This is a genomic window from Spirillospora sp. NPDC048819, assembly GCF_040650055.1.
Lineage (GTDB): Bacteria > Actinomycetota > Actinomycetes > Streptosporangiales > Streptosporangiaceae > Spirillospora.
The window spans coordinates 1-24,809 of the sequence record NZ_JBEZGN010000067.1 but is presented as its reverse complement, the minus strand read 5'-3'; the positions used below and the strand labels follow the sequence as shown (position 1 = coordinate 24,809).

The following is a 24,809-nucleotide window of genomic DNA, read 5'->3' as shown; positions in this document are numbered from 1 at the left end:
CCAGGTCAGCCGTCGGTACTTGCGCGGAGCCATGCATTGGCATAAGGGCAACACGCCGCAACTCAACGGACATGGGGCGGCGGACGTGTTAGGCAGGGGGGATGGTCAAGCCGCTCATTCCCCGGGGCATGCGTGCCTTCAACAAGGCCGTCACCAACCGGATCCAGGGCGTCTACGCGCCCTATGTGCCGCCGCTCGCGATGATCGTCCACAAGGGGCGCAGGTCGGGCAGGGAGTACCGGACGCCGGTCACCGCGTTCCGCAGCGGCCGGACCCTCATCGTCGGGCTGCCGTACGGGGCGGACACCGACTGGGTCCGCAACCTTCTCGCCGAGGGACGCGGTGGGGTGGAGCGGCTCGGGCGCGTCCGGCGGGTCGCCGGCCCGCGGGTGCTCACCGCGGACGAGGCACGGGAGCTCCCGCCGGTGGGACGGTTCGCCGCCCGCTATATGGACGTCCTCGTCGCCGACATCGAGGACTGACATCGAGGACTGACATCCAGGACGGACATCGACGGCTGGCATCGAGGGCTGAGGGACGGCGCCGCCCCCCGGAGCATCGGAGTCCCCGGGCGGCGGCGCCGGGTCAGGTGCGGGACGTGCCCCTGCGTCCCGGGGCGCGCCGGTTGCGGAGGCTCACGGCGCGGAGGGTGGCGTCGAGGGAGAACCGGGTGTCGGCGTCGTCGAGGCTGTCGCCCATGTAGCTTTCGAGCTGCCGGAGCCGGTACCGGACGGTCTGCGGGTGGATCTTGAGGCGTTCGCCGATGTCGACGGCCGTCGACCGGGTGGTGACGGCCTCGGCGAGGGTCTCGACCAGACGCCTGCGCTGCCCGTCGGACATGTCGCGCAGCGGTTCGAGGTGGTGGCGGGTGAGCTCCTCGACGAGGGGCGGGTCCGACAGCAGCCACATGGTCATCAGGTGGTCGCGGCACGGGATGAGCGACCCGTCCCGGATGATGCCCTCCTCGGCGAGGGCGAGGACGCGCCGCGCCCAGCGCAGGGAGTGGGTGGCCCGTTCCAGCGGGACGGTGAGGCCGATGACGCAGCTCGCGTCCGACAATGCCGCGTGCAGCATGGCGTGGCGCGCCTCGGTGAGCGGCCCGGGGACGAGCATGGACGGTTCGGCGGAGTCCATGTCGACCAGGACGTCGGCGTCCAGCGCGGCGCGGGTGCACGGCGCCTCGGGGTGGACGGCGATGAGGGTGGCCTCGTCGGGGAGCGGCCACCAGCCGGTCGCCTTGGCGAGTTCCTCGATGGCCTCGGGGACGACGGCGGGCTGCTGGAGGATCAGGTGCAGGAGCCGCTTGCGGTCCTCGCGGCGGCGGACGTCGGCGTGGCCGGTGGCCTGCTGGTGCCCGAGCCGGATCTGGGCGACGGCCTCTTCGAGGTAGACGAGCATCGCGTCGACCGTGCTGGAGACGATCGAGGTGGGGATCTCCTCGCGTTCGGCGACGATGACGGTGCGGCGCCAGGCGATGTGGAAGGCGATCCGGGACGCGGCCTGGAGGTGGTCCAGGTTGCGTCCCTCGATGGCCTCGAACTGCCCGACCGCGCGGCAGGTCTCGTCCCGCTGGGTGGCCGGCGCGCCGGGATCGGCGACCCTGTCCAGGAATCCGGTGAGCAGTATCTCGGTGCTGATCCGCAATACCTGGTCGTAGGCGGAGTCCACCGGCCGGTTGTACTCCGGGATGGACCGCCGGATCTCGGCGACGACCTCTTGGGTCACTCGGGGCAGCTCCGAACGCAGCAGGTCGATGAAATCGGAGAAGACGCTATTACTCGTTTCGGTCAATTCCAGTGCCTGCGACATGGGTATGGGAAACCTCCGCAACGGGCCGGCCGGCACCGGCGCCGTGCTCCTCGTCCCGGGACGGGACGGCGGCGCCGGCGGGGTGTGCCGAGCGGGGGCGGACACCCTGGGGATCGGGATCGGGGACACCCGTGAACATAAAAGTTATAAGTAGGTGCTGACAAGGCTTCCGCCCCGGATCGCCGGTGCTGGGGTGCCGGATTGCGCGAGATGTGACAAAACCGCGGTCCGGTTACTGCCCCGTTGACAATCCTCGGTCAGCGGCCCCGGCCGGCCCGCCTCCGCACGGCGCCATGTTACCGCCTGGTAGTCACCGGCTACGGGTTTGAGAAGATCAAAGACTAAGCCGGTGACAATTCTGAAGACCATTTACGCAATTGCCGCAGGAATCATCCGGACCCCTATTGAACCCCGGGTCTACTGGCCCGTAACGTCCTCGCTGACCCGGCCGACATGGGTGGTGATGGTCGTTGGGAATTGAAGTCGTGGTCGAAGGGCTGTCCAAAGCGTTCGGACCGCAAACGATTTGGAGCGATGTCACCCTCACCTTGCCCGAGGGTGAGGTGAGCGTGCTGCTCGGTCCGTCGGGCACCGGCAAGACGGTGTTCCTCAAGTCGCTGATCGGGCTCCTCAAGCCCGAGCAGGGGCGGGTGCTCGTCGACGGCGTCGACATGGTGAACGACCCGGACCGCAGGGTCTACCAGGCCCGCAAGCGGTTCGGCCTGATGTTCCAGGACGGGGCGCTCTTCGGATCGCTGTCCCTGTTCGACAACATCGCGTTCCCGCTGCGCGAGCACACCCGCAAGAAGGAGTCCGAGATCCGACGCATCGTCCTGGAGCGCATGGAGATGGTCGGCCTCGCCGGCGAGGAGCGCAAGCTCCCCGGGCAGCTCTCCGGCGGCATGCGCAAGCGCGCCGGGCTCGCCCGCGCGCTGGTCCTGGACCCCGAGGTCATCCTGTGCGACGAGCCCGACTCGGGTCTGGACCCCGTCCGCACCGCCTACCTGTCGCAGGTGCTCATCGACGTCAACGCGCGGATCGACGCCACGATGCTGATCGTCACGCACAACATCGAGATCGCCGCGACCGTCCCCGACAACATCGGCATGCTGTACCGCCGCGACCTGATCGCGTTCGGCCCCCGCGAGGCGGTGCTGACCAGCGACGAGCCGGCCGTCGACCAGTTCCTGCACGGAGACCCGCGGGGACCCATCGGCATGTCGGAGGAGAAGGACGCCGCGGCCCTCGCCGCCGAGGCGGCAGCGGCGGCCGCGTCCGCGCCGCGCCGCCGCAAGATCGAGATCCCGCAGCAGCTGCGCCCGACGCCGGGGATGCCGCCCCGGCGGGGCGAACAGCGCCACGCGCAACGCGTCGACGCGATGCTTCCGCACCTTCCCTATCCCGCGCAGCAGGCCATCTGGGCCGGGCGCCGCAACCGGCAGGAGGCGGGCGGCCATGGTGGCGCCTGAGACAACGGCCCCGGGCCTCGGCGCGCTGCGCCAGGTCGGGAGGCTGTTCGCCCTCGCCGGGACCGTCCTCGCGATGACGTTCCGGCGGCCTTTTCAGCTCCGCGAGCTGATCCAGCAGTTCTGGTTCATCGCGTCCGTGGCGATCCTGCCGACGGCGCTCGTGTCGATCCCGTTCGGCGCGGTCATCTCGCTGCAGGTCGGGTCGCTGGCCAAGCAGCTCGGAGCGCAGTCCCTCACCGGCGGCGCGAGCGTGCTCGCGATCGTGCAGCAGGCGAGCCCGCTGATCGTGGCCCTGCTCATCTCGGGCGCGGCGGGCTCGGCGATCTGCGCCGACCTCGGCTCCCGGACGATCCGGGAGGAGATGGACGCGATGGAGGTGATGGGCGTCTCGCCCATCCAGCGCCTCGTCGTCCCCCGGGTCCTCGCCTGCATGGCGGTCGCGGTCCTGCTGAACGGGCTTGTCTCCGTCGTCGGCGTCGCCGGCGGCTACTTCTTCAACGTGATGATGCAGGACGGGACGCCCGGCGCCTACCTCGCCTCGTTCTCGGCGCTCGCGCAGCTTCCCGACCTGTACATCAGCGAGCTGAAGGCGCTGCTGTTCGGGTTCATCGCCGGCGTCGTGGCCGCCTACCGCGGGCTGAACCCGAAACCCGGGCCGAAGGGCGTCGGGGACGCGGTCAACCAGTCGGTCGTCATCACGTTCCTCCTGCTGTTCTTCGTCAACCTCGTGCTGACGGCGATCTACCTGCAGGTCGTCCCGCCGAAGGGGGCCTGACATGGCGATCCCCGGTGCCCGCCGGTTCCGGCCGGTGAAACTGGTGTCGTGGCTGGACCGGCCCGGCGACCAGCTCACCTTCTACGTCAAGGCGCTGCTGTGGACGCCGCGCGCCCTGCGCCGCTACATGCGCGAGTCGCTGCGGCTGCTCGGCGAGGTCGCGTTCGGCAGCGGCGCCCTGGCGGTGATCGGCGGCACCGTCGGCGTGATGATCGGCATGACGGTGTTCACCGGCGTCGTCGTCGGCCTCCAGGGGTACGCGGCGCTCGACCAGATCGGGTCGTCGGCGTTCACCGGGTTCGTGTCGGCGTACTTCAACACCCGCGAGATCGCGCCGCTGGTGTCGGGGCTGGCGCTGTCGGCGACGGTCGGCGCCGGGTTCACCGCGCAGCTCGGCGCGATGCGGATCAACGAGGAGATCGACGCGCTGGAGGGCATGGGCGTCCCGTCCCTGCCGTATCTGGTGACCACCCGCATCATCGCGGGCACCGTCGCGATCGTCCCGCTGTACGGGATCGGGCTGCTGAGCTCGTTCCTCGCGTCCAGACAGGTGACGCTGTGGTTCAACGGGCAGTCCGCCGGGACCTATGACCACTACTTCAACATCTTCCTCGCCCCCGAGGACGTGGTGCTGTCGTTCGTCAAGGTGCTGATCTTCAGCGTCATGGTGGTGCTGGCGCACTGCTACTACGGCTACCGCGCGGTCGGCGGCCCCGCCGGCGTGGGCGTCGCCGTCGGCCGCGCGGTCCGCACCGCGATCGTGCTGATCTCCGTGACGGACTTCTTCATCAGCCTGGCCATCTGGGGCGCGACGACGACGGTGAAGGTGACGGGCTGACATGCCGAAGGTGACGGTCTGACATGGCGAGACAGGGCACCATGCACGTGGTCGGGCAGCGGCTGGCCGGGGTGGCGTTCCTGCTGGTCCCGGCGCTGCTGATCTGGCTGTCGATCGCGATCTACAACAAGCGGTTCACCGAGTCGACGATGGTGACGCTGCGCACCGGGACGGCCGGGCACGAGATGCACCCGCTCGCGGACGTGAAGGTCCGCGGCGTCGTCGTCGGCGAGGTCCGCTCGATCCGGGCCAACGGGTCCGGCGCCGAGCTGGAGCTGGCGCTGAAGCCGGGGATGACCGACCGCGTCCCGTCGAACGTCAGCGCGATGCTGCTGCCGACGACGGTGTTCGGCGCGCGGTTCGTGTCGCTCGCCGCACCGCCCGGGACGTCGGCGCCCCCGATCGCGGAGGGCGACGTGATCTCCGAGGACCGCAGCGAGAACGCGGTGGAGCTGTCGCAGCTGCTCAACAACACCATGGATCTGCTCAACACCATCCAGCCGGCCAAGCTGTCGGCGACGCTGAACGCGATGTCGAGGGCGCTGGAGGGCCGCGGCGATCAGATCGGCGACAACTTCGAGCAGCTCGACGCGTTCCTCCGCAAGTTCAACCCGGAGGTGCCGGAGCTCGCCCAGAACCTCGCCGAGCTGGCGGAGTTCTCGCAGCATGCGTCCGACGCCGCGCCGAACCTGCTGCAGGCCCTCACGGACCTGACGGTGACGAGCCGCACGGTCGTCGAGCAGCGCACCGCGATCTCCGCCCTGTACGACGCGGTGTCGGGCTCGTCCGCCGACCTTGAGGACTTCCTGGACGCCAACTCGGGCAACATCATCGAGCTGGCGACGGCGAGCCGTCCGAGCCTGGACCTGTTGCGCCGCTACGCCCCCGCCGCGCCCTGCACGTTCCGCACGCTTGCCGACTTCGTCCCGAAGATGAACCGGGTCCTCGGCAAGGGCACCGACGAGCACGGCGTCCACGGGATCGTGGTGCCCGTCCCGCACAAGGGCGACTACAAGCCGGGGCAGGACGTGCCGCGGTACGGCGCGGGCGGCGGCCCGCGGTGCCCGAGCGTCCCGTACCTGCCGTCCGGCGGCGGGGAGACGAAGGTGCTCCCGGCCGGCGGCGTCCCCGGGAAGGGCGGCGCCGTCGGGGGCGGTCTCGGACCCGCCAACTCCGCGTCCGAGAACGATCTCGTCAACGAGCTGGTCGGCCCCTCGGTCGACGAGGTGCCCGAGGAACTGCCGGACTGGTCCAGCGTGCTCGTCGGGCCGATCTACCGGGGCACGGAGGTGACGGTCAAGTGAGGCTCACCGGCCAGGGCCTGAAGGGGATGGCGTTCCCCTTCACCAGCTCGCTGATCTTCATCGTGGTGACGGTGCTGGCGACCGGGCTGCTGGCGTCCAGCATCACCGGCGCCACCAGCGGCGACCGCGTCACCTACCACGCCAAGTTCACCGACGTGGCCGGGCTGCATCCGGGCCACGGCGTCCGGATCGCGGGCGTCGAGGTCGGCCAGGTCGAGGAGATCGAGGTGACCGACCGGCGGCTCGCGCTGGTCACGTTCGAGGTGGACCGCGACCGGGACATCCCCGCGTCGGCGACCGCCGCGGTGAAGTACCTCAACCTCGTCGGCGGACGCTACATCGCCCTCGACCAGGGCACAGGCCCGCCCGGCGCGACGCTGAAACCCGGCGGGACGATCCCGGTGGAGAACACGTCCGGGACGCTCAACCTGACCCAGCTCTTCCGGGGTTTCCAGCCGCTGATGCAGGCGCTGTCGCCCGGGGACGCCAACAAGCTCTCGGAGTCCATCGTGAAGGTGCTCCAGGGCGAGGCCGGAACGATCGAGAGCCTGCTGCGCACGGTCGGGCAGCTGACCAGCACCCTCGCCGCCAAGGACGAGGTGATCGGCCAGGTCATCACCAACCTCAACAGCGTCGTCCAGACGGTCAACTCGCGGGATCGGCAGCTCGTCGACCTGGTCACGACGCTCCGCCAGTTCACCTCCGGGCTGGCCGCCGACCGCAAGCCGATCGGTGAGGCGATCGCGTCGATCGCCGACCTGACGTCCGCGACCGCCGGGCTGCTCCAGGTCACGCGGGACCCGCTGAAGGACGACATCGTCCAGCTCGGCCGCCTCAGCGACAACCTCAACCGGGACGCGCCGCTGCTGGAGCGCTTCCTAGAGCGGACGCCCACGAAGCTGCAGACCTTCGGCCGGCTGGCCTCCTACGGGTCGTGGATGAACTTCTACCAGTGCGAGGTCAAGTTGATCGGCGTCCACTATGCCGGTTCCGACCTGTCGGGCAAGCCGCCGCCGACCGGCATCCCGATCTCGGACGACGCGGAGGAAAGGTGCCGCGGATGACACCCCCGACCCCGCCTCCACCGCCCCCGCCTCCACCGCCCCCGCCTCCGTCGCCCCCGCCTCCTCCCTCGGGCGGGCCGCCTCCGGGGGGAGGGTCCCCGCCCCCCGGAGGACCACCCCCCGGAGGTCCGCCGGCCGGAGGCCCGCCGTCCGACCCGCCCCCGCCGCTGCCGCGGGCGTTGCCGCGCCCCAAGAAGGGCAGGCCGCGGCTGAAGCCGCTGCGCGAGCGCAACCCGATCCCGGTGTCGATCATCGGCCTGGTGCTGCTGCTGGTGCTCGGCCTGCTGGCCTTCCGCGCCGACGACCTGCCGATCATCGGCGGCGGGACGACCTACGACGCGTACTTCTCCGAGGCCGCCGGGCTGAAGCCCGACCAGGAGGTCCGTGTCGCGGGCGTGAAGGTCGGCAAGGTCACCGGCGTCGAGCTGGAGGGCGACAAGGTCAAGGTCACCTTCCGGGTGAAGGACACGTGGGTGGGCGACTCCACCCGCGCCATGATCATGATCAAGACGCTGCTGGGGTCGAAGTACCTCCAGCTCGACCCGCTCGGCGCGCGTGAGCAGGACCCCGACAGGCCGATCCCGCTGGAGCGCACCATCGCCCCCTACGACGTGACGACCGCGTTCCAGGACCTCGGGCGGACGTTCGAGCAGCTCGACACGGCGTCAATGGCGGCGAGCCTGGAGACGATCGCCACGACGTTCGAGGACACCCCCGCCAGCGTCCGCGTGGCGCTCACGGGCCTGTCGTCGCTGTCGAAGACGATCGCGTCCCGGGACGCCGAGCTGGCGCAGCTCCTCGCCGGCACCAAGAAGCTGTCGGGCACGATCGCCGCGCAGAACGACCAGTTCGAGACGCTGTTCGAGGACGGCAACCTGCTGCTCGCCGAACTCCGCAGACGACGCCAGGCGATCCACGCGATGCTCGTCGGCACCCGGGACCTCGCCAACGAACTCGTCGGCCTCGTCGACGACAACCGGCGGACCCTAGGCCCGACGCTCGCCTCCCTGAACAAGGTCACCGACCTCCTTGAACGCAACCAGAAGAACCTGGACCGCACCCTGGAGACCGCCGCGCCCTACCTGCGCCTCGTCGGCAACACGACGGGCAACGGCCGCTGGATCGACGGCTACCTGTGCGGCACCGTCCCGAAGAACTACCTGGAGAACGGCAGATGGACGCCGCCCGTGAAGGGCTGCGAGCCGCCGCACCTGACGGGAGGCCGGTGACATGGCGTCGTCCCCGACACGCACCGTGAAACTGCCCCGGCTGCCGTCGGCCACGCGGGACCGGCAGGTGATGGTGTTCGAAGCGATCATCGTGATCTTCGTCGTCCTCGTCGGAATCGCGCTGATACCGATGCTGACCGACGGCCCCGGACGCCGGATCACCGCCTACTTCGCCACCGCCATCGGCGTCTACCCCGGCTCCGACGTGCGCGTCCTCGGCGTGAAGGTCGGCTCGATCGACTCCATCGAGCCGCAGGGGACCCGGGTCAAGGTCGACATGACCGTGGACGAGGACGTGGACGTCCCCGCCGCCGCCCGCGCCGTCGTGATCGCCCCGAACCTCGTCTCCGACCGGTACGTGCAGCTCGACCCCGCCTACAGCGGCGGGCCGAAGATGGCGGCCGGCGCCTCGATCGACGTGAGCCGCACCGCGACGCCGCTGGAGCTCGACCAGCTCTACACCGCCGTGCGCACGTTCGCGAACGACCTCGGGCCGCAGGGGCTGAACGCCCAGGGCGCTCTGTCGGACGTGATCAGCGTCGGCGCCGCCAACCTCGGCGGCAACGGCAAGCTGCTCAACACCACGATCGCCGACCTCGGCAAGGCGTCCCAGACGCTCTCCGACTCCAGCGGCGACCTGTACGCCACGGTCGCCAACCTCAACAAGTTCAGCGTGATGCTCCGCGAGAACGAGCAGCAGATCCGGCTGGTGGAGAACCAGTTCGCCGAGGTCAGCGGCTTCCTCGCCGCGGACCGGCAGGAACTCGGCGCGGCCCTGGCGAGCCTGGCGCGGGCGCTCGGCGAGGTGAAGCAGTTCATCGCCGACAACCGCGAAGCGCTCAAGGGCAACGTCGACAAGCTCGCCGGCATCACGAAGGTCCTCGTCGACCAGCGGGCGTCCCTCGCCGAGATCCTCGACACGGCGCCGCTGGTGGCGCAGAACGCGCTGAACGCCTACGACCCGAAGACCCGCTCGCTGATGGCCCGCGGCAACCTGCTGGAGATCACCATGGCGTTCGGCAGCCTCGACCAGCCGGGCGTCGACCCACCGGCCGCCAACATCAGCCCGGTGTGCGCCGCGGCGGCGTCGGCGACCGAGACGATCCGCGAGCAGTGCGAACGGCTGCGCACGTCCGGGCTGACCGCCGTCCCGCCGTCGCAGACGGGCGGCCTCCCGCCGCTGCCGCTGCCGCCCGCGGGCCGGACTTACGCCGGCACCGGCGACGAGGGAGGCCGCTGATGCGCGTGCCCACGAAGGTGATGGCGGTCTGCGTGGCCGCGACCGTCCTGGCGGCGGGGTGCTCGATGCAGGTCGAGGACATCCCGCTGCCGGGCGGCGCGGACCTCGGCGACCACCCGTACACGGTGAAGGTGCAGTTCGAGGACGTGCTGAACCTCGTCCCGCAGGCGGCCGTCAGGGTCAACGACGTCCCGGTCGGGCGGGTCAAGGAGGTGTCTCTGCCGAAGGGGTCGTGGGACGCCGTGGTCACGCTGATCGTGAACGGCGACGTGCGGCTCCCGGCGAACGCCACCGCGAACCTGGAGCAGTCGAGCCTGCTGGGGGAGAAGTACATCGAGCTGGCCGCCCCCGCCGCGCCGTCTGCGCAGCCGCTGACCGACGGCGCCACGATCCCGGTGGCCCGCACGTCCCGCAACGCCGACGTCGAGGAGGTCTTCGGCGCGCTGTCGCTGCTGCTGTCGGGCGGCGGGCTCCCGCAGATCCGGACGATCAACAAGGAGCTCAACAAGGCGCTCGGCGGCCGGGAGGACTCGATCCGGTCCGCGTTGCGCAACCTCAATGAGCTGACCAGCACCCTCAACCGCAACCGCAAGTCGATCACCGACGCGCTGGACGGGCTCAACCGGCTGTCGTCCACGGTGCGGTCCCGCAACGGGCAGGTCGAGACGGTGCTGGACGACCTGTCGCCGGGCCTGAAGGTCCTGGAGGACCAGCGCGGGCAGCTCGTGGAGATGCTGCGCGAACTGGAGAAGCTGTCGGACGTCGCCGTCAAGACGATCAACGCCAGCAAGGACGACACGGCCGCGAACCTGCGCTCCCTCGCCGTCATCCTCCGCAAGCTCGCCGACGCCGGCCGCGACCTGCCGAAGTCGCTGGAGGTGCTGCTCACCTTCCCGTTCACCGACGAGGCGCTCAAGGCCGTCAAGGGCGACTACCTGAACGGCTACCTCACCATCGTCGCCGCCGAGGGGTTCAACTGCGTCGCTCCGTCGGTGGAGGAGGAGGGGCCGTTCGACGGCCTCGAGGACGGGGTCGGCGGGCAGAGGCGGACCGAGCAGAAGCGCACCGAGCAGGAGGACGGCCGACAGGAGCCGGCGGCACGGGCACTGGCCGGGGAGGAGCTCCCGGGGCCGCAGCCGCCACCATGCCCCACCACGGGCGGCGGCCAGGAGCTGAACGCGCCGGCAGCACCGACGCCGGAGGCGCCGCGACAGGTCGCACCGCAGGCGCCGCCGGGCGGCCCCGGCACCCCCGGCGAGGCGCCTCCCCTTCCACTGCCGACGCTCGGGGAGGGCGAGTGACATGCTGACACTGGGCACCCGCATCAAGATCGTCGCATTCATCATGATCGCGTTGGCCGTGGTCGGCTACGTCAGCGTCAACTATGCCGACCTCGGACGCTACGTCGGGATGCGCGGCTACTACACCGTCAAGCTCGACCTGCCGACCACCGGCGGCCTCTTCGAGGGGTCGGCGGTCTCCTACCGCGGCGTCACCATCGGCGAGGTCGGCAAGCTCGACCTGAGCGACGACGGCGTCATCGCCGAGCTCCGCATCGAGAACTCCGCGCCGGACGTTCCGTCGAGCCTGCAAGCGGTCGTCGCCAACCGCTCCGCCGTGGGCGAGCAATACGTCGACCTACGGCCGCGGAGCGAATCCGGCCCCTACCTGGCCCAGGGCGCTACGATTCCGCGGAGCGCCACCACCACACCGGCCCCGGTGAACGAGACGCTCAAGAGCCTCAACGACCTCGCCGGGTCGCTTCCGCTGAACGACGTCAGGGTCCTGATCGACGAGCTGGGCCTGGCGTTCGCCGGGCAGGGGCCACACCTCCAGCAGCTCCTCGACACCAGCGCCCAGTTCGTGTCGGCGTCCGACGCCGCCTTCCCTGAGACTCGCGCACTGATCCACAACGGCGGGGACGTGTTGCGGACGCAGAACGAGCTTTCCGGCGCGTTCAAGTCGTTCTCGCTGAACACGCGCCTGCTGGCCCGGCAGCTCCGCGACTCCGACGCCGACCTGCGCGACATCATCGCGTCCGGTCCGGGCGCGGCGGCCGAGGTGTCCCGCCTGCTCCGCGACCTGGACCCGCACCTGAGCCGGCTGCTGGCCAACTTCCTCACCATGGCGCGCATCGGCGAGCCGCGCCAGGCGGCCATCGAGGAACTGCTGGTCCGGCTGCCGCAGGTCGCCGGAATGGTGTCCACCATCGTGTCTGGAGACAAGCTGCGGGTCGGCTTCGCGAACACGTTCTTCAACCCGCAGCCCTGCACACGCGGCTACGGCAAGACCCGCTACCGCAACGGCCTCGACCTGTCCACCGCGCCCGCTTTCAACACCGGCGCCCGCTGCACCGAGGCGCCGAGCACCGGCATCAACGTGCGCGGCTCCGCGAACGCGCCGCGCAAGGGAGTTCCGGCGCCGGCCAAGCCGGGATCCCTGACCAGGACCGAGGTCACCGACATCTTCAGCACCTTCGGGCTGTCCGCCCCGGCGGACCCGGCCCAGTCGACCGACCTGCGCAGCCTTCTCGGACTGGGAGGCCCACGATGATCGGCGCCGCGGCGGCACGCCGTACGGCCACGCGGGCGGTCACGCTGCTCCGCCCGGCCGGGTACGTGTTGATCGCCGCGGCAACCCTGTTCCTCTGTGTGTCCCTCTGGTCGCTCGCCCAGGCCGGGCGGGGCGACGACAACGAGTACGCCGCCGCGCGGGACGAAGTGACCCGCACGGCCGTCCAGCACATCACGCTGCTCAACAGCATCGATCCCAAGCGCGCCGACCTCGACCTTGCGCACTGGTTGCGCGTCGCCACCGGGCCGTTCCACGACGCACTCAAGCACGACATGCCCACCGCACGCGCGAAGTTCGCCAAGCAGCAGGCCGCCTCCAACGCCAAGGTGACCGCACTCGCCGTCACCGACTTCGACCGCTCCGCCGGCAAGGCGACCGTCATCGCGTCCGTCCGGATCTTCACCGACGCCACGGGGGAGGACGGTCGGCGCACCGAGCAGCGCAAGCGCTACGAGGTCGGGATGCAGCGGGTCGCCGGCGGATGGAAGGTCAGCGAACTGAAACCGCTGCCCCCCGGGGGAAAGCCGACCGAGGGGAACGGGTCGTGAGCATCACCGAACAGGAACCGCGGACCCGGCAGGAACGCCCGGCACGACGCGTCCGGATCCCGCGCAAGAGACCTGCCCTGCGCCCGCTCGCCCCGACGTTCAAGCGGGCCGCCGGGCTGGGGTGGCCGGTGGCCCTCGCCCTGGCGATCTGCCTGTCCGCCTTCGCCGTCGACAGCTGGGCCGACAAGCGGAGCGAGGGTTCACCGGCCGCCAACCGGGCGCTCCTCGACAAGGCCGCCACCGAAAAGGTCGTCGCGGACGTCTCCGCGAAGATCGCGCGAATCTTCACCTACGTCTACACCGACCCGGCGGCCACCGAACGGGCCGCGAAGGAGGTGCTCACCGGCGACGCCACCGGCGAGTACAACAAGCTGTTCGGCCTGGTGAAGAAGAACGCGCCGGTCATGAAGCTCTCCCTCACCACGAAAGTCGCCAAGGCCGGGCTTATCAAGCTCACCGACGGAACGGCGGTCCTGCTGGTCATGCTCGACCAGGCGACCACCCGTGACGGCAAGCGGACCGGCCCGCCGGTCGCGGCCCAGCTCATCGTCACGGCCCGCAATGACAACGGCTGGCGCATCAGCGACCTCCGGGCCGCCTGAAGGAAAGGGGTGGAATCACGGTGACCAAGATCAAGACCGCCGATCCGAAGGCGGAGGAGCCCGAGGCCGAGGCCCCCGAGCCCGCCGACGACGCCGCACCGCCCCCTGAGCCAGAGGAGCCGGACGAGGTCGAGGCGTCCGAAGACGCGAACGACCCCGAGGCGTCCAAGAAGGAAGACGAGCCCGCGCCGCGCCGTCTTTCCAAGGACCCCCTGATCCGGGTGGCCTCGCTCGTGACGCTGATCGCGGCGGCCGCCGCCGCGTGGTTCGGCTGGTCGTACAACACGGCCGCGGGTAACGACGACCTGGCCTACGCCGCCGAACGCGACAGGGTTCTCGCCGCCGCCGACCAGGCGATCGTCAACCTCAACACCCTCGACCACCGCAACGTGGACGCCGGCCTGAAGGTCTGGCAGGACTCGACGACGGCCAAGCTGTACGACGAGATCGTCAAGGGCCGTTCGCGCCTGGAGGCCGAGGTGAAGAAGGCCGAGACGACGAGCTCCGCGAAGATCCTCGAATCCGGCCTCACCGAACTCGACACCCGCTCCGGAAAGGCGGCGGTCATCGCCGCCGTCCGCATCACCATCACCGGCGCCGAAGGCAAATCCTCCGACAACATCCGGCGTTTCGCCGGCCAGCTCACCAAGACCTCGTCGGGCTGGAAGCTGTCGGCGCTCGGCCAGGCTCCGACCGGAACGCCCTGACGGGGGAGGAGAAACGAATGGCAGCGATCAGCACCATCGGCCGGGCATTCCCGAGCACCGCGCGCATCCGCCTGGTCGTTCTCCTCGGTGCGCTGACAATGGCGCTGGGCGGTGTGGCCGCATGGTCGGCCGACCAGGAAAGCAGCCTCACCGGCGCGGCCTCCGCGGAGAACGCCGCCCTGAGCGACAACGCCCGCACCAGTGAGGTCAGAGGCCAGATCACCACGGCGGTTAACACGGTGTTCTCCTACAACTACGCCGACGTCGCCAAAACGGAGAAGGCCGCCCAGGAACTCCTTACCGGTAAGGCCGTCCAGCAGTACAACCAGCTTTTCGCGCTGGTTCGCAAGCAGGCGCCGGAGCAGAAGCAGGTCCTCACCACAACGGTCACCGATTCGGCGGTGAAGTCACTGACCGGCGACCGCGCCCGCCTTCTCGTCTTCGCCGACCAGCGCAACACGCGAACCGACAAGAACGAGACGAGCTACTCTGCGGCCGTCTTCGCCGTCGACGCAATCCACACCGACGGCAAATGGAAGATCACCACCATCGACACCCTTGGCGCCTGACCGCACCGGGGTCGGATACGGAATGGAGGAGCACCGACATGCGAAGCCTCGCTCAGAGGGTCATGACCGCCATCGCGGCCACGGCCACCATCATCGCGCTCACCGCCGTACCGGCATTCGCCACACCCTTCACAGGGTCGAACACCCAGGCCGTCGTGGCTTACGACGCGATGACCGGGTCCCTCCTGGCCTGCTCCTCATCAAGCCTCGCCGGTGACGCGCCGAGCCCCCCTGGGTCCCTCCTCGTGATCACCAGCGCATCCTTCTCGTCGTGCGTGGTCACCGGGTCGTTTCCCGTCAATGTGACTGCCATTAGCCTGCCGTGGGACTTCATCGCCGGCAACCCCCTGGACCAGTTGACTGGGTTTGCACTCGTCCTGGACGTGCCCTCCATAGGGTGCACCGTAACGATCAGTGCACCCGGAGATATCTCAGGCATTTACACGAGCGGCACTCCGAACATCCTGGACCTGGATGACAATGACCTTGTGGTGTCGAGTGCCACTGCAATGTGTCCCTCCTCCCTGTTCAACGTGGGCGACGCCCTTAGGCTTAAGGCCCAGTACGAGGTCTCCTAGATCATCACATCACATCGCATGACATGACGGACGGATGTGCTGTCGGTGCCGGCAGTCGATCTGGTGAGATGATTGTAAGCCGGTGATAATGAATAGTGATCGAATGCTAAGTGATTTACAATCGATTGTGGCAACTTCGATAAGGGTGAAAAAATGTCTACGCGGCTCTTGAGAAGTACGCTACTGGCAAGTACCTTCTAAGAAGAGTACGGCAGGACTGGGTGGTCTTGCGGTGAAGCTGAAGAAGTTCGGCTTCCGGGGTTCTGCTCCCGTCAACCCGGAGGAGTTCGTTCTGTAGAACGCGGTCGGTGTCCCTACGAGTAGAAGAAATCACCCCCTGAAGGGAACAGAACTGACATGCGAAAGATCACCCGAAAGGCCATGACCGCTACCGCGGCCGCGGCCGCCGCCGCAGCCTTCATCGCGGTCCCCGCCTCGGCGGCGCCGCTCACATACACCGTCTCGCTCCCCGGCGTGACCCCGCCCTCCCCCAATGAGCCCCTCACGGGAAAGAACGACGGCAAGGTCGTGGCTTTCAACACGACCACCGGCGCGGTGCTGGAGTGCGTCGATGTCGGCACGACAAATGCCCTGGTGGCCGACGGCGAAGTGAACGTCGGCACCGGCCTGTCCGGGACCGGCCTCGGCCTGGTGACAGCCGTGGACTTCAACAACTGCACGGTCAATGGCCAGACGGCCACGGTGACGGCGCAGAACCTGCCGTGGCGCCTCGACGCCACGGGCGCGGTGTCTGGGGGAGTCACCCCCGGCAAGCTGGTCGGCGTCAGCGTCCACGTCCTGGTCAACGGCCTCGCGTGCGAGGCAGACTTCCAGGGCCCGAGCGGCACGGACGGATTCATCGAAGGTACGCACACCAACCCGGCGAACCCGGGAGACCCCAGTGAGCTCACCCTGCCCTTCGGGGCCGTCAACAACCTCACGGCGGCCAACGTCACCCACCCACAGTGCCCCGCAAACCTAGTCGATGACGGCCACGGAGCCGCGCTCTCCGGCAAGGTCGACCTGAGGGGGGTCAACTCCACCCTTAACGAGGGGCCGACTGTCAGCTAGTGCCATGAGGTGACGGCACGGCTCTGAACGAAGCCGCACCCGGGCGCTCACCGCCCGGGTGCGGTTCCCCGTAGATCAAGGATGTGAAATGCACCAGGTGTTCCGAGGCGCCGCGCGGATCGCAGCGGTAGTGGGCCTTACCGTGGGTGGTGGCGCGTTGGTCGCCGTCCCGCCGGCGATCGCGGACATCGGTTCCGACATGGGGCTCGTTTGCTCCGGTAAGTCCGGAACGCACGAAGTGGCGTTGCGGATCGAAACGAGCGCCCCATCGTCCGGGACTGTCGGCCAACCGATCCAGCTGGGCACCATCAAGATCGACGTCGGTCTCTCTCCCGAGCTGGTGAAGGAAGTTTCGGCGACTTCCCCCGGCGGGGCATCGACATCGCCGGTGACGGGCGTTACCCCATTGTCCGCGACTTCCCCCGCGCTCGGGGGGGTCGCGGAGATTCAGGTCGCCGTCCGCGAGCAGGGCGGCGATCGGCGCGGTGGATGGCCGGCCTTCGCTCTGGCGGCCGCACCGCCGCGGGGTGACGGAGTCGTGCACTTGACCGGCAGTGGGGTAGCGCCGCCGGTGGTCCCCGAATCGCCGGGCGGGCTCTCATGGTCTGCCGGGACGGTGGACCTGTCGCTGGTGCCGGGTGACACGACGACGGGGAAGGACGCTGCGGAACTGGCGCTGCATTGCGTGGCGGAGAAGGAGACGGTGCTCGGGACCGTACGGGTGAAACGTGGGAGCGAGGTCACGGTGCCCGGCGCGTCCAGCGTGTCACCCCGTCAAGCCGCCGCCACCCAGGAGGGATTGTGCAAGGTAATCCCAGGTCGGGGTGAAGATCCACGGTACGCCGTCAGTGACGATTCCAAACTGGCGGAGATCTATGAATCCCCGCCAATTCCGAGCGTACTATACCCACCCACCTACGATGTAGGGACGATGTACTGCATCAAGGCCACGGGATTCTTCAATATCAAGAAGACTGGGCACGCCGTCCCTGTCGCTGTTGAGAACAATGCGCGGGCGCTGACCGCAGTTTATGGTGGCAACGGCGTATTTGGGCCGAACTGGGCAGATTATCACGGATACTTCGTCAACCACACCTACCCGACTCCCGCCACGATGCTGGGTTTCGGTTTCATGCCGACACGCGCGGTGGCGAGAACTGTTCAGGTCGGTGCTCCGGGGGCCGGAGAGACTGACCCGATCACGGGCAATCTTCGAATTATCCAGCGAGTTGCGGAGGGATTGGATCCGCCGGGGCTGTCTGTCGAAAGACAAGAGATCCGAGCCAGCGCGTATATTAAAATCAAAGCGGGCCAGGCTGAGGTAAATGGGGTGCCCCTCGATCTCGGTGATGAGTGCACGACAGGTCGGACCCTGCTTTCCGCTAATGGCTTCATGGGGAATCTGAGAACTGGGACAACTCAATTCACCGAGGGGCAGACGCTTATCGCCGAGGATTTCAAGATCCCCCCCTTCTCTGGTTGTGGAGTGACCGAAGACCTCAGTCCGATCCTTACCGCGAGTGTCTCCGGGGCGGGCAATTATGCGAATCTGGAATCAGGGGTTTGGTGCGGTATCATCACGGGCGACCATTGCGTGAATGATGCAGGCCCACTTCCGCACACCTTTAGCGTGGATCCGGGCGGGGCTGTCACTGCGGTCGCGGAACCGTTCGTTCTTACCAAGGACAACAACGGGAAGCGCTCCCAGTTCAGGTGCGAGTCGGCGACCATGCGGCTCGATATGGAACAAGGGCGCTGGCAGTCTCGCTTCAGGCTGGCCAAGGGCGACATGTCCCTCGACGGGTGCGAGGTCGAGACGTCGGATGGCATCGTCTATCAGGTAGGAAACGGGGGCGAAGTCACCCAGGACGGTCCGTTGTGGATGAACATGACCACTGATCTAAGCGGCAAACCGGTGATGAACATCAACGGGGTGCTGCTTAACGCGGTCGTGAACCTCGACGACGACAAGACGTGTACGCTACGGATATCCGACGAGCTGACACGTATCTTCCCCTTCCCTCCCAGAGTCTCCAACGAACGTCCTGGGAAGATCGTCGGGATCTATGACAACGGGACCTTCTCCATGAATGGACATACGTTGAAGCCATCGGTGAAGTCAACGTGTAGGCTTCCGGGGTTCACGGAGTTCGAGAACGTCTTCAACTCGCACTTCGAGGGTGATTTTGCGTTCCATCCGGCTCAGCGGATCAGTTTGCCCTGACCGAAGTTACGGTCGCCATGAACTCCTCGTTCTGGCGTGATGGACCGGTCGCACCGTTGCCCGCACCACCCCGGGAGACGATGGGGCCAGGCCGGCTCGCCGCAGGCCGTAACCGGCCTGCGGCGAGTACGGCAGCTCCGCCCCGCTCCCCGCTATGCGCTGGAGTCAGGGCCGGGCGAGGGTGGGATGAGGGTCGAGCGCACCCCTGGATATGCGGTCAGTGACAATATCGACCGCCCTCAAGGTGCCCATTCTGACATTCGCTAACAAGGCGAAAAGATCTTCATATTTGCACGGTGCAGCGTATTGAAGAGGCATTGTTTCGGTATTACTCTCCGATTGGGAATCAAGGATCGTTCTCATTGAGGGTCCGTTTCACGGTTCCGCGTCGGCTGGGATCACGCTGTGACTGTCCGGCGCTCTGTGTCCGCGTATCCCGGTAAGAAGAAAGGACAGACTGGTGAAGTTCACTCGTCTCCGGAGACGCAGTTCCCGGCTCGCGCTACCCGCCGTGGTCGGCGCCGCCCTGCTCACCTTCGGCCTGGCCTCGCCCGCTGCGGCGGCCAACCCCGACCCGATCCCGGAGAGCTTCGAGTTCTCCGATTGCCCGACCCTCCCTGAGGGTGCGTCGCCGTTCTTCTCACACTGCTGGGTAGCAGTGGTCACCAGCGGCACCTTCAAGATCGGCAACTTCGACCAGCAGATCGAGGAGCCCATCAGGATCACCTGGGCGGAAACCTTCAACACCGACACCTTCGAGAGCAAGACCATCTTCGGTGCGCTCGACGCGGAGAAGATGCTCGTCCAGCCCGGCCTGTTCGGTGACCCATTCCTGTCGGCCGTGTACGCCCAGGTCGAGTACGCCGGCGGCTTCGAGATTCCGACCAGCAGCACCTTCCGCATCAACATCGGGCTGAAGGTCCGGCTCATCAACCCGCTGCTCGGGAACCACTGCCGGGTCGGCAGCAACGACAACCCGATCTCGCTCAGCCTCACCACCGGCACCACCAACCCGCCGGCCCCCAACACGCCCATCACGGGAGAGAACGTCTCGACCGCGCGGGATAACCCGCTGCCGGTGGTGCTGCAGGCCCAGCACGTCGGCAACGCGTTCTCGGTGCCCGGCGCAGACGGCTGCGGGTTCGACCTCGGCGGCCTCAACTGGATCGTCAACCAGATCGGCGGATTCCCCTCGCCGGCCGGGACCAACACCATGATCCAGAACGAGTACATCGTGACGAAGCAGTACAGCCAGCTCTGATCCCGAGCATGGTCAACCGGCCGTGCCCTGCGGCGACACCGCGGGCACGGCCACCTGCTTCTCAGTCACATTGATTCGTAATGGACATGCCATGCGAGGACTTTCCGCAAGACGAGGAGTGCTCGGAGCGGTCGCATTGGCGGTCGCCTCCGTGTCCGCGCTGCTCCCGGTGAACGCCGCTACGGCGGCGGCCACGACATGGACGGTGACGCCCGGCGGGCCAGCGACCCTCTACGGCCCGATCTCGTTCGGCCCTGTCTCCTGCCCGAGATGGGGACTCTCGGGGTCGTTCAACTCGGGAAGCGGCCTGCCTCCCAACGGGCTGCTCTCAATCTCGTCCATAAGCGTCTCGGGCTCGTGCAGTGATGGGTCGAACTCCGGATCCGTCTCCCCCGGAAACCTCCCCTGGTCGTTCAATGCCGTGAGCCATCAGAACGGCGTGACCGACGGCAACGTCAGCGATGTGAGCCTGTGGCTGCAGTTCGGCTTCGTGTGCAGCGCGACCGTGACGGGACCGGCTAACGCGCCGGGAGCCATCTATGCTTTCTACAGCAACGGCTCCGCCCTGCTCACCCTTTCCGGTGGCAATCTGGAGGTCACGGCCGCGAGCGGCTGCGATCCAACGATGATCAAGGTCGGTGACCCGATGCCGGTCTATGCGAACCTTCATGTGACTCCTGTCCAGACGATCACGAGCCCCTGACATCCGCTCACAGTTCTGCGGTCACGACCGCTGGAGAGCAGCATGGAGACCACGGCATCGCGGACGAATAAGGAGTTCGAGCCGAGCCGTCCCTGGGTGATCGGCGCGGTTCTGCTGTGCGCAGTCGGGACGCTCGGGGCGGTCGCCAATTCGGCGCGGCCCAGGGGTGACGTCGGGCGTGCGGCCGGATTCGCGGACGTGCTCCGCATCAACCCGGGCGTGGTGTCCTCCGGGCAGGCCGTGGTCGTCGCGGTGGTGACGGGCGCCGGGCTTGTGGCGCTGTGGTGGTCGGTGCGGCGGAGTTGGCCTTGGCTGCTGGTCGTAGGCGTGGCTCTGGCGATCCCCACCGAGTTCGTGTACGTCGTGGCCCGGAACGAGTTGTTCAGCGATGCGGCCTGGTTCTACTTCGGTTCGGTCACAGCCGGGGCGCAGTTGGTGCTGCTGGGGACGCTGGCCGCCGGGGCCCGGCTGGTCCATATCGGCGCGCCGGGCGCAGGAGCGGTGCTGATCGGGGCGGGAGTGGGCACTCAGGTCTTCGGCGCGTCCACCGATGTGTGGATCGCGCACATCGCAATCGTGCAGCCCGGCGGTTTCCCGTTGGACTTCGCAGAGGCCGTCCAGGTCATGCTCCATTTCGCGCTACTGGCCACCGCGATCGGTGGGGCACTTCTGGCCCTGGCCCTTCACCACCGCTATGACGGACGCCCTGAACTGGCCGGGCCGTCCGGCGCCGAGCCCCGGATGGGGGCCCGCACGGCGTCCGCTGGCGCGGCGGCGACCCTGGGGTTCGTCCCGGTCGCCCACCTGGACACGGTCAAGGGCGGGTTCAGCGTCACCGCATGCTGGCTGCTGCTGGCGGTGGGCCTGGCGGCGGCGGCCCTGGCAGGGCTCCGCGCGGCGATCGGTACCGTCCTTGCGTCGGCGATCGTCGTAGGGATCTCCGGCCCGGCGAGCGCCCTGATCCAGTCGGTGGACGGACGTCCCGTCCGCATGTGGTTAATGGTGGCGCTCGGCGTGGTGGCGGGGGTTGCCGCCGCGTTCCCGTCCTGGCGCCACTGGGCGGCTTTCACCGGATGCGCCGCCTGCGCCTTGACACTCGCCGTGACCATGCTGATCCGTCCGGACGGCATGACGGTCGTCATGCTCACCCTCCTCGCCGCCACCGTCACCGTCGCGATCGCGTCGCTCGGCGTGTGGCTGACCCAGGACGGCCTTTCCGTGGCCGTCCTGGGCCCGCTGATGTTCGCGATTGTGATCGGTGCCTGCGGTCTGCTCGCCGACTGGCAGGGCACCGGCAGACGGGGACCGAACGCGGAACTGTTCCGCGAGCCCGGCCACCTCTGGCTCTACACCGTCCTGCTGCTATTGGCGGGCCTCGCCGTCATCGCCCTAGACCACTGGCGGACACGTCCCGCCCCAGACTGAACAGCCGTGACGGGGAAGCGGTCACCGGTCGCCAGAGTGAGCGGACGTGTTCGCTGCGAGGGTGGACTCCTCGTGGGTGCCGTCGCGGGGACGCGGCGGGTTCGGAGCGTCCTCCGGCTCGGCGTCGCGAGTGTCGGGGGGCGCGGTGTGCGGGACCTCGAACCAGACGCGCAGCCGGCCGTCGTCGAGTTGCTCGAAGCCCCACGACTTGGCGAGCATCGACAGGATGGGCAGGCCGCGTCCGTGTTCGCCGTGTGGGTCGTCCCGGTGATGCGGGACGGTGCTGCCGCCCTCGTCGGTGACCTCGATCCGGATGTTGGCCGTGTCCACGTAGGCGTCCACCTCCACGAGGTGCCCTTCGCCGTGGACGATCGCATTGGTGAGCGTCTCCGAGAGCAGCAGGACGCTGTCGTCGCAGGCGCTGTGCTCCGCCCCGAGCAGCGGTTCGAGTCGCCCCAGCAACCACCGCCGCCCGTTCACGACGTTCCTCGGGGCGGACGGAATGACGCACGTTCCCAGGTGCTTCATCGGGCCCGCACCGCCCACGCCACCCGCGCGGCGGTCTCCGCGACGTCCCCGGCCATGCACCACTGCCCGCCGAAGGCGTAGAGCCACCGCCCGCGATGGTCGACTGCCGCGACCCCGAGCCATTTGCGCGGCCACGCCCGCTCCGGAACCCACAGCACGGCCTCACCGCGCGACGGATGGACGAGCATAGAGGTGCATTGCTGACGTTCCCCCAGCTTGTATGACAGATCAGCCAGGAGGCTGAACCGCACCGCGTGCGGCCGCTGATCCGCTGACATCGTCGGACGCCCCTTCTCCAGGCACGAAGACGACCACGATTCACTCAGCTTTCTTCCGTGATCACCCATACACCGTGCGTGATTTTCGCTACGGTCAGAGCATGGAGCGGACGACGTGAGTTTGTAAACCCAGAAAAGTGAACTCGCTCAAAGAATCATGGTCCGCTCGATGGGCATATACCTAGCGGAGGTACGAACGTGGCAAGTCGGACAAGCCCCACGGTCCGCAGGCGACGACTCGCGTCTGAAATGCGGAGACTGCGGAGAGAGTCGGGAAAGACCCGCGAAGCGGCAGCCAAGTTCGCGGACATCGCCCCCGCCACGGTCAGCCGCATCGAGGCCGCCGTCCACGCGCCGAAGGTCGCCGACATTATGGCGCTCTGCAAGTTCTACGGCCTGGACGACGAGCGCACCGACGTCCTCGTCACCCTCGCGCGCCAGAGCCGCCAACGCGGCTGGTGGCACCAGTACTCCGGCTCCATCCCCGAGTGGTTCGAGGTCTACGTCGGCCTGGAAGAAGAAGCTGCAGAGATATCGGACTACGCCTCTGAGTTCATACCTGGCCTCCTACAGACGGAGGATTACATCAAGGCTTTGTTCCACGCCAGTCTTCGGACATGGTCAGAGAAAGAGATCGAGCGCCGAGTTGCGTTGCGCCTCAAGCGGCAGGAGCGTCTTGCCAGCAAGGACCCCCTCAAGGTGTGGGCGGTCCTCAATGAGGCAGTCATCCGGAGGCAGGTTGGCGGACGCAACAGCATGAGGAAGCAGCTCCATCACCTCATCGAGATGTCCCGGCTCCACCACGTCAATCTCGTGGTCTTGCCCTTCTCTGTGGGGGCCCACCCGTCCATGGACGGAGCCTGCACGCTCCTACGCTTCCCTGAGCCGGCCGACCCCGACATCGTGTACATCCAGTACCGCCTGGGAAGCGTCTATCTGGAGGACCCCTCCGACGTCGACGTATATGCCGACCTCTTCGATCACCTTCGCTCTCGGGCACTCAGCCCCGACGAGTCCCTTGCGCTGATCGCTGAGGTGGCTGACGATCTCTCATAACCCCCAACCGGACAGGAGTGCAGGATGATCGTGAAGCACTCATTCATACAGTGGCGCAAGAGCGGCTACAGCGCGGAGGAGGGCCACTGCATCGAGGTCGGTACTTGGCGCACGAGCAGTCACAGCACCCGACAAGGCAGCTGTGACGAGGTCGCGGACATTTGGAGTCCGAGTAGCCGCAGTGGCCAAGAAGGTCACTGTGTTGAGGTCGCTGCTGAGGAGACAGTGGTTCTGGCGCGGGACTCCAAGGATCCGGATGGACCGGTATTGGGCTTCGGAACTGGCGCCTGGAGTGTCTTCCTCGACACTGTGAAGAGCGGGCGCCTCGACCTCTCTTGACGGGAAACCTGGCGGCGGTCGCGATTGCCGCCGGGGCGCGTCTTGCCTCGGCGGTCGTCGATGCGGGTGTTTGCTCGCAGCGGGCGGACTCGAAAGCGGCGGCTCGCCATCGAGGGGTGAGCCGAGGTTCGACGCGCAGGCGTCAGGTGGGGATTCCGTCGAGGGTCTGGGCGGTTGCGCCGCAGCGCCCAGATGTGGATCTGCTGGAGGTCTGTGCATTGGTGACGAAGGCCATCTACAGCTGGTAGAAGATCGCCTCGGTGTACAGGTCTAGAAACCCCCTACGGGCGTCGTGGATCCCGATGGGTCTGGCCGCCCGTGTCAGCGTCTCCTTGTCCGGCGCCCACGCCCCTGATCGGGCGCGCCGCGCATGCCGTATGAGTTGGCCACGCTGACGCTGCGGCGGCCGAGGCCGACCTGTACGCCCCGCACAGTGCGCCGTCGGCTTGGCCCCGCCACCCGGGCGGTCGGCCGGTCACGGGCCGGCGCGGGCGGGCGTCAGTGGCGGCGTTTGGCGGCCCATTCGCGGATCTTGGCGATGCGCTTGTGGGGCTCGATGAAACCGGCGCGGGCCAGCGCGTCGACAACGGTGTAGAGCGATCCGTAATTCATCCGGAC

General features: G+C 68.0%; 25 protein-coding genes. 22 read left to right on the top strand and 3 right to left on the bottom strand.

Annotated elements, in window-relative coordinates:
* Positions 1–101: 101 nt before the first annotated feature.
* On the top strand, positions 102–482 hold the full coding sequence (locus AB0C35_RS44530) for a nitroreductase family deazaflavin-dependent oxidoreductase (protein ID WP_358470223.1): 381 nt from the start codon (positions 102–104) through the stop codon (positions 480–482).
* 103 nt (positions 483–585) lie between these two features.
* Here the strand turns inward: AB0C35_RS44530 and AB0C35_RS44525 are convergent, their stop codons facing one another.
* Positions 586–1,809: a helix-turn-helix domain-containing protein gene (locus AB0C35_RS44525; protein ID WP_358470220.1), complete on the bottom strand. Its 1,224-nt coding sequence runs from the start codon at positions 1,807–1,809 to the stop codon at positions 586–588.
* A 470-nt stretch (positions 1,810–2,279) separates the two neighbouring features.
* On the opposite strand from AB0C35_RS44525, the gene AB0C35_RS44520 reads away from it, so the two are divergent.
* The 19 genes from AB0C35_RS44520 to AB0C35_RS44430 all read left to right on the top strand — a co-directional run bounded on the left by AB0C35_RS44520 (position 2,280) and on the right by AB0C35_RS44430 (position 21,990).
* Complete coding sequence (locus AB0C35_RS44520; RefSeq protein WP_358470218.1) at positions 2,280–3,278, top strand: ATP-binding cassette domain-containing protein; 999 nt, start codon at positions 2,280–2,282, stop codon at positions 3,276–3,278.
* Positions 3,265–4,053: an ABC transporter permease gene (locus AB0C35_RS44515; RefSeq protein ID WP_358470215.1), complete on the top strand. Its 789-nt coding sequence runs from the start codon at positions 3,265–3,267 to the stop codon at positions 4,051–4,053. The genes AB0C35_RS44520 and AB0C35_RS44515 overlap by 14 nt, the downstream gene beginning before the upstream one ends.
* A gap of 1 nt (position 4,054) precedes the next feature.
* Positions 4,055–4,891 carry an ABC transporter permease gene (locus tag AB0C35_RS44510; protein WP_358470212.1) on the top strand — a complete coding sequence of 279 codons (837 nt, stop codon included), beginning with the start codon at positions 4,055–4,057 and terminating at the stop codon, positions 4,889–4,891.
* Between the two features lie 23 nt (positions 4,892–4,914).
* The gene (locus tag AB0C35_RS44505) at positions 4,915–6,195 is read left to right on the top strand and encodes an MCE family protein (RefSeq protein WP_358470209.1); all 1,281 of its coding nucleotides are present in this window, start codon (positions 4,915–4,917) and stop codon (positions 6,193–6,195) included.
* On the top strand, positions 6,192–7,259 hold the full coding sequence (locus tag AB0C35_RS44500; protein WP_358470206.1) for an MCE family protein: 1,068 nt from the start codon (positions 6,192–6,194) through the stop codon (positions 7,257–7,259). The genes AB0C35_RS44505 and AB0C35_RS44500 overlap by 4 nt, the downstream gene beginning before the upstream one ends.
* A gap of 179 nt (positions 7,260–7,438) precedes the next feature.
* Positions 7,439–8,488 (top strand): MCE family protein, encoded by a 1,050-nt coding sequence (locus AB0C35_RS44495; protein WP_358470203.1) that lies wholly within the window; start codon positions 7,439–7,441, stop codon positions 8,486–8,488.
* Position 8,489: 1 nt separating this feature from the next.
* A complete protein-coding gene (locus tag AB0C35_RS44490) occupies positions 8,490–9,728 on the top strand; it encodes an MCE family protein (RefSeq protein WP_358470200.1) in 1,239 nt (412 codons plus the stop codon).
* On the top strand, positions 9,728–11,029 hold the full coding sequence (locus AB0C35_RS44485) for an MCE family protein (RefSeq protein WP_358470197.1): 1,302 nt from the start codon (positions 9,728–9,730) through the stop codon (positions 11,027–11,029). The genes AB0C35_RS44490 and AB0C35_RS44485 overlap by 1 nt, the downstream gene beginning before the upstream one ends.
* A gap of 1 nt (position 11,030) precedes the next feature.
* Complete coding sequence (locus AB0C35_RS44480; protein WP_358470194.1) at positions 11,031–12,281, top strand: MlaD family protein; 1,251 nt, start codon at positions 11,031–11,033, stop codon at positions 12,279–12,281.
* Positions 12,278–12,850: a hypothetical protein gene (locus AB0C35_RS44475; protein WP_358470191.1), complete on the top strand. Its 573-nt coding sequence runs from the start codon at positions 12,278–12,280 to the stop codon at positions 12,848–12,850. The genes AB0C35_RS44480 and AB0C35_RS44475 overlap by 4 nt, the downstream gene beginning before the upstream one ends.
* Complete coding sequence (locus AB0C35_RS44470) at positions 12,847–13,452, top strand: hypothetical protein (protein ID WP_358470188.1); 606 nt, start codon at positions 12,847–12,849, stop codon at positions 13,450–13,452. The genes AB0C35_RS44475 and AB0C35_RS44470 overlap by 4 nt, the downstream gene beginning before the upstream one ends.
* A gap of 20 nt (positions 13,453–13,472) precedes the next feature.
* On the top strand, positions 13,473–14,159 hold the full coding sequence (locus AB0C35_RS44465; protein ID WP_358470185.1) for a hypothetical protein: 687 nt from the start codon (positions 13,473–13,475) through the stop codon (positions 14,157–14,159).
* A gap of 17 nt (positions 14,160–14,176) precedes the next feature.
* A complete protein-coding gene (locus tag AB0C35_RS44460) occupies positions 14,177–14,728 on the top strand; it encodes a hypothetical protein (RefSeq protein ID WP_358470182.1) in 552 nt (183 codons plus the stop codon).
* Positions 14,729–14,766: 38 nt separating this feature from the next.
* Complete coding sequence (locus AB0C35_RS44455; RefSeq protein ID WP_358470179.1) at positions 14,767–15,306, top strand: hypothetical protein; 540 nt, start codon at positions 14,767–14,769, stop codon at positions 15,304–15,306.
* A 357-nt stretch (positions 15,307–15,663) separates the two neighbouring features.
* A complete protein-coding gene (locus AB0C35_RS44450) occupies positions 15,664–16,377 on the top strand; it encodes a hypothetical protein (protein ID WP_358470176.1) in 714 nt (237 codons plus the stop codon).
* 88 nt (positions 16,378–16,465) lie between these two features.
* Positions 16,466–18,601: a hypothetical protein gene (locus AB0C35_RS44445; RefSeq protein ID WP_358470173.1), complete on the top strand. Its 2,136-nt coding sequence runs from the start codon at positions 16,466–16,468 to the stop codon at positions 18,599–18,601.
* A gap of 460 nt (positions 18,602–19,061) precedes the next feature.
* Entirely contained in the window at positions 19,062–19,862 is an 801-nt protein-coding gene (locus AB0C35_RS44440) for a hypothetical protein (protein WP_358470170.1), read from the top strand.
* Positions 19,863–20,301: 439 nt separating this feature from the next.
* Positions 20,302–20,565 carry a hypothetical protein gene (locus tag AB0C35_RS44435; protein WP_358470167.1) on the top strand — a complete coding sequence of 88 codons (264 nt, stop codon included), beginning with the start codon at positions 20,302–20,304 and terminating at the stop codon, positions 20,563–20,565.
* A 42-nt stretch (positions 20,566–20,607) separates the two neighbouring features.
* A complete protein-coding gene (locus AB0C35_RS44430) occupies positions 20,608–21,990 on the top strand; it encodes a hypothetical protein (protein ID WP_358470164.1) in 1,383 nt (460 codons plus the stop codon).
* A gap of 21 nt (positions 21,991–22,011) precedes the next feature.
* Here AB0C35_RS44430 and AB0C35_RS44425 read toward each other — a convergent pair whose 3' ends face one another.
* Positions 22,012–22,518: an ATP-binding protein gene (locus tag AB0C35_RS44425; RefSeq protein ID WP_358470161.1), complete on the bottom strand. Its 507-nt coding sequence runs from the start codon at positions 22,516–22,518 to the stop codon at positions 22,012–22,014.
* Positions 22,515–22,706, bottom strand: coding sequence for a hypothetical protein (locus AB0C35_RS44420; protein ID WP_358470158.1), 192 nt, complete (start codon positions 22,704–22,706; stop codon positions 22,515–22,517). The genes AB0C35_RS44425 and AB0C35_RS44420 overlap by 4 nt, the downstream gene beginning before the upstream one ends.
* Positions 22,707–22,994: 288 nt before the next feature.
* On the opposite strand from AB0C35_RS44420, the gene AB0C35_RS44415 reads away from it, so the two are divergent.
* Positions 22,995–23,852: a helix-turn-helix transcriptional regulator gene (locus AB0C35_RS44415; protein ID WP_358470155.1), complete on the top strand. Its 858-nt coding sequence runs from the start codon at positions 22,995–22,997 to the stop codon at positions 23,850–23,852.
* A 24-nt stretch (positions 23,853–23,876) separates the two neighbouring features.
* The gene (locus tag AB0C35_RS44410; protein ID WP_358470152.1) at positions 23,877–24,191 is read left to right on the top strand and encodes a DUF397 domain-containing protein; all 315 of its coding nucleotides are present in this window, start codon (positions 23,877–23,879) and stop codon (positions 24,189–24,191) included.
* The last annotated feature ends 618 nt before the right edge of the window (positions 24,192–24,809 follow it).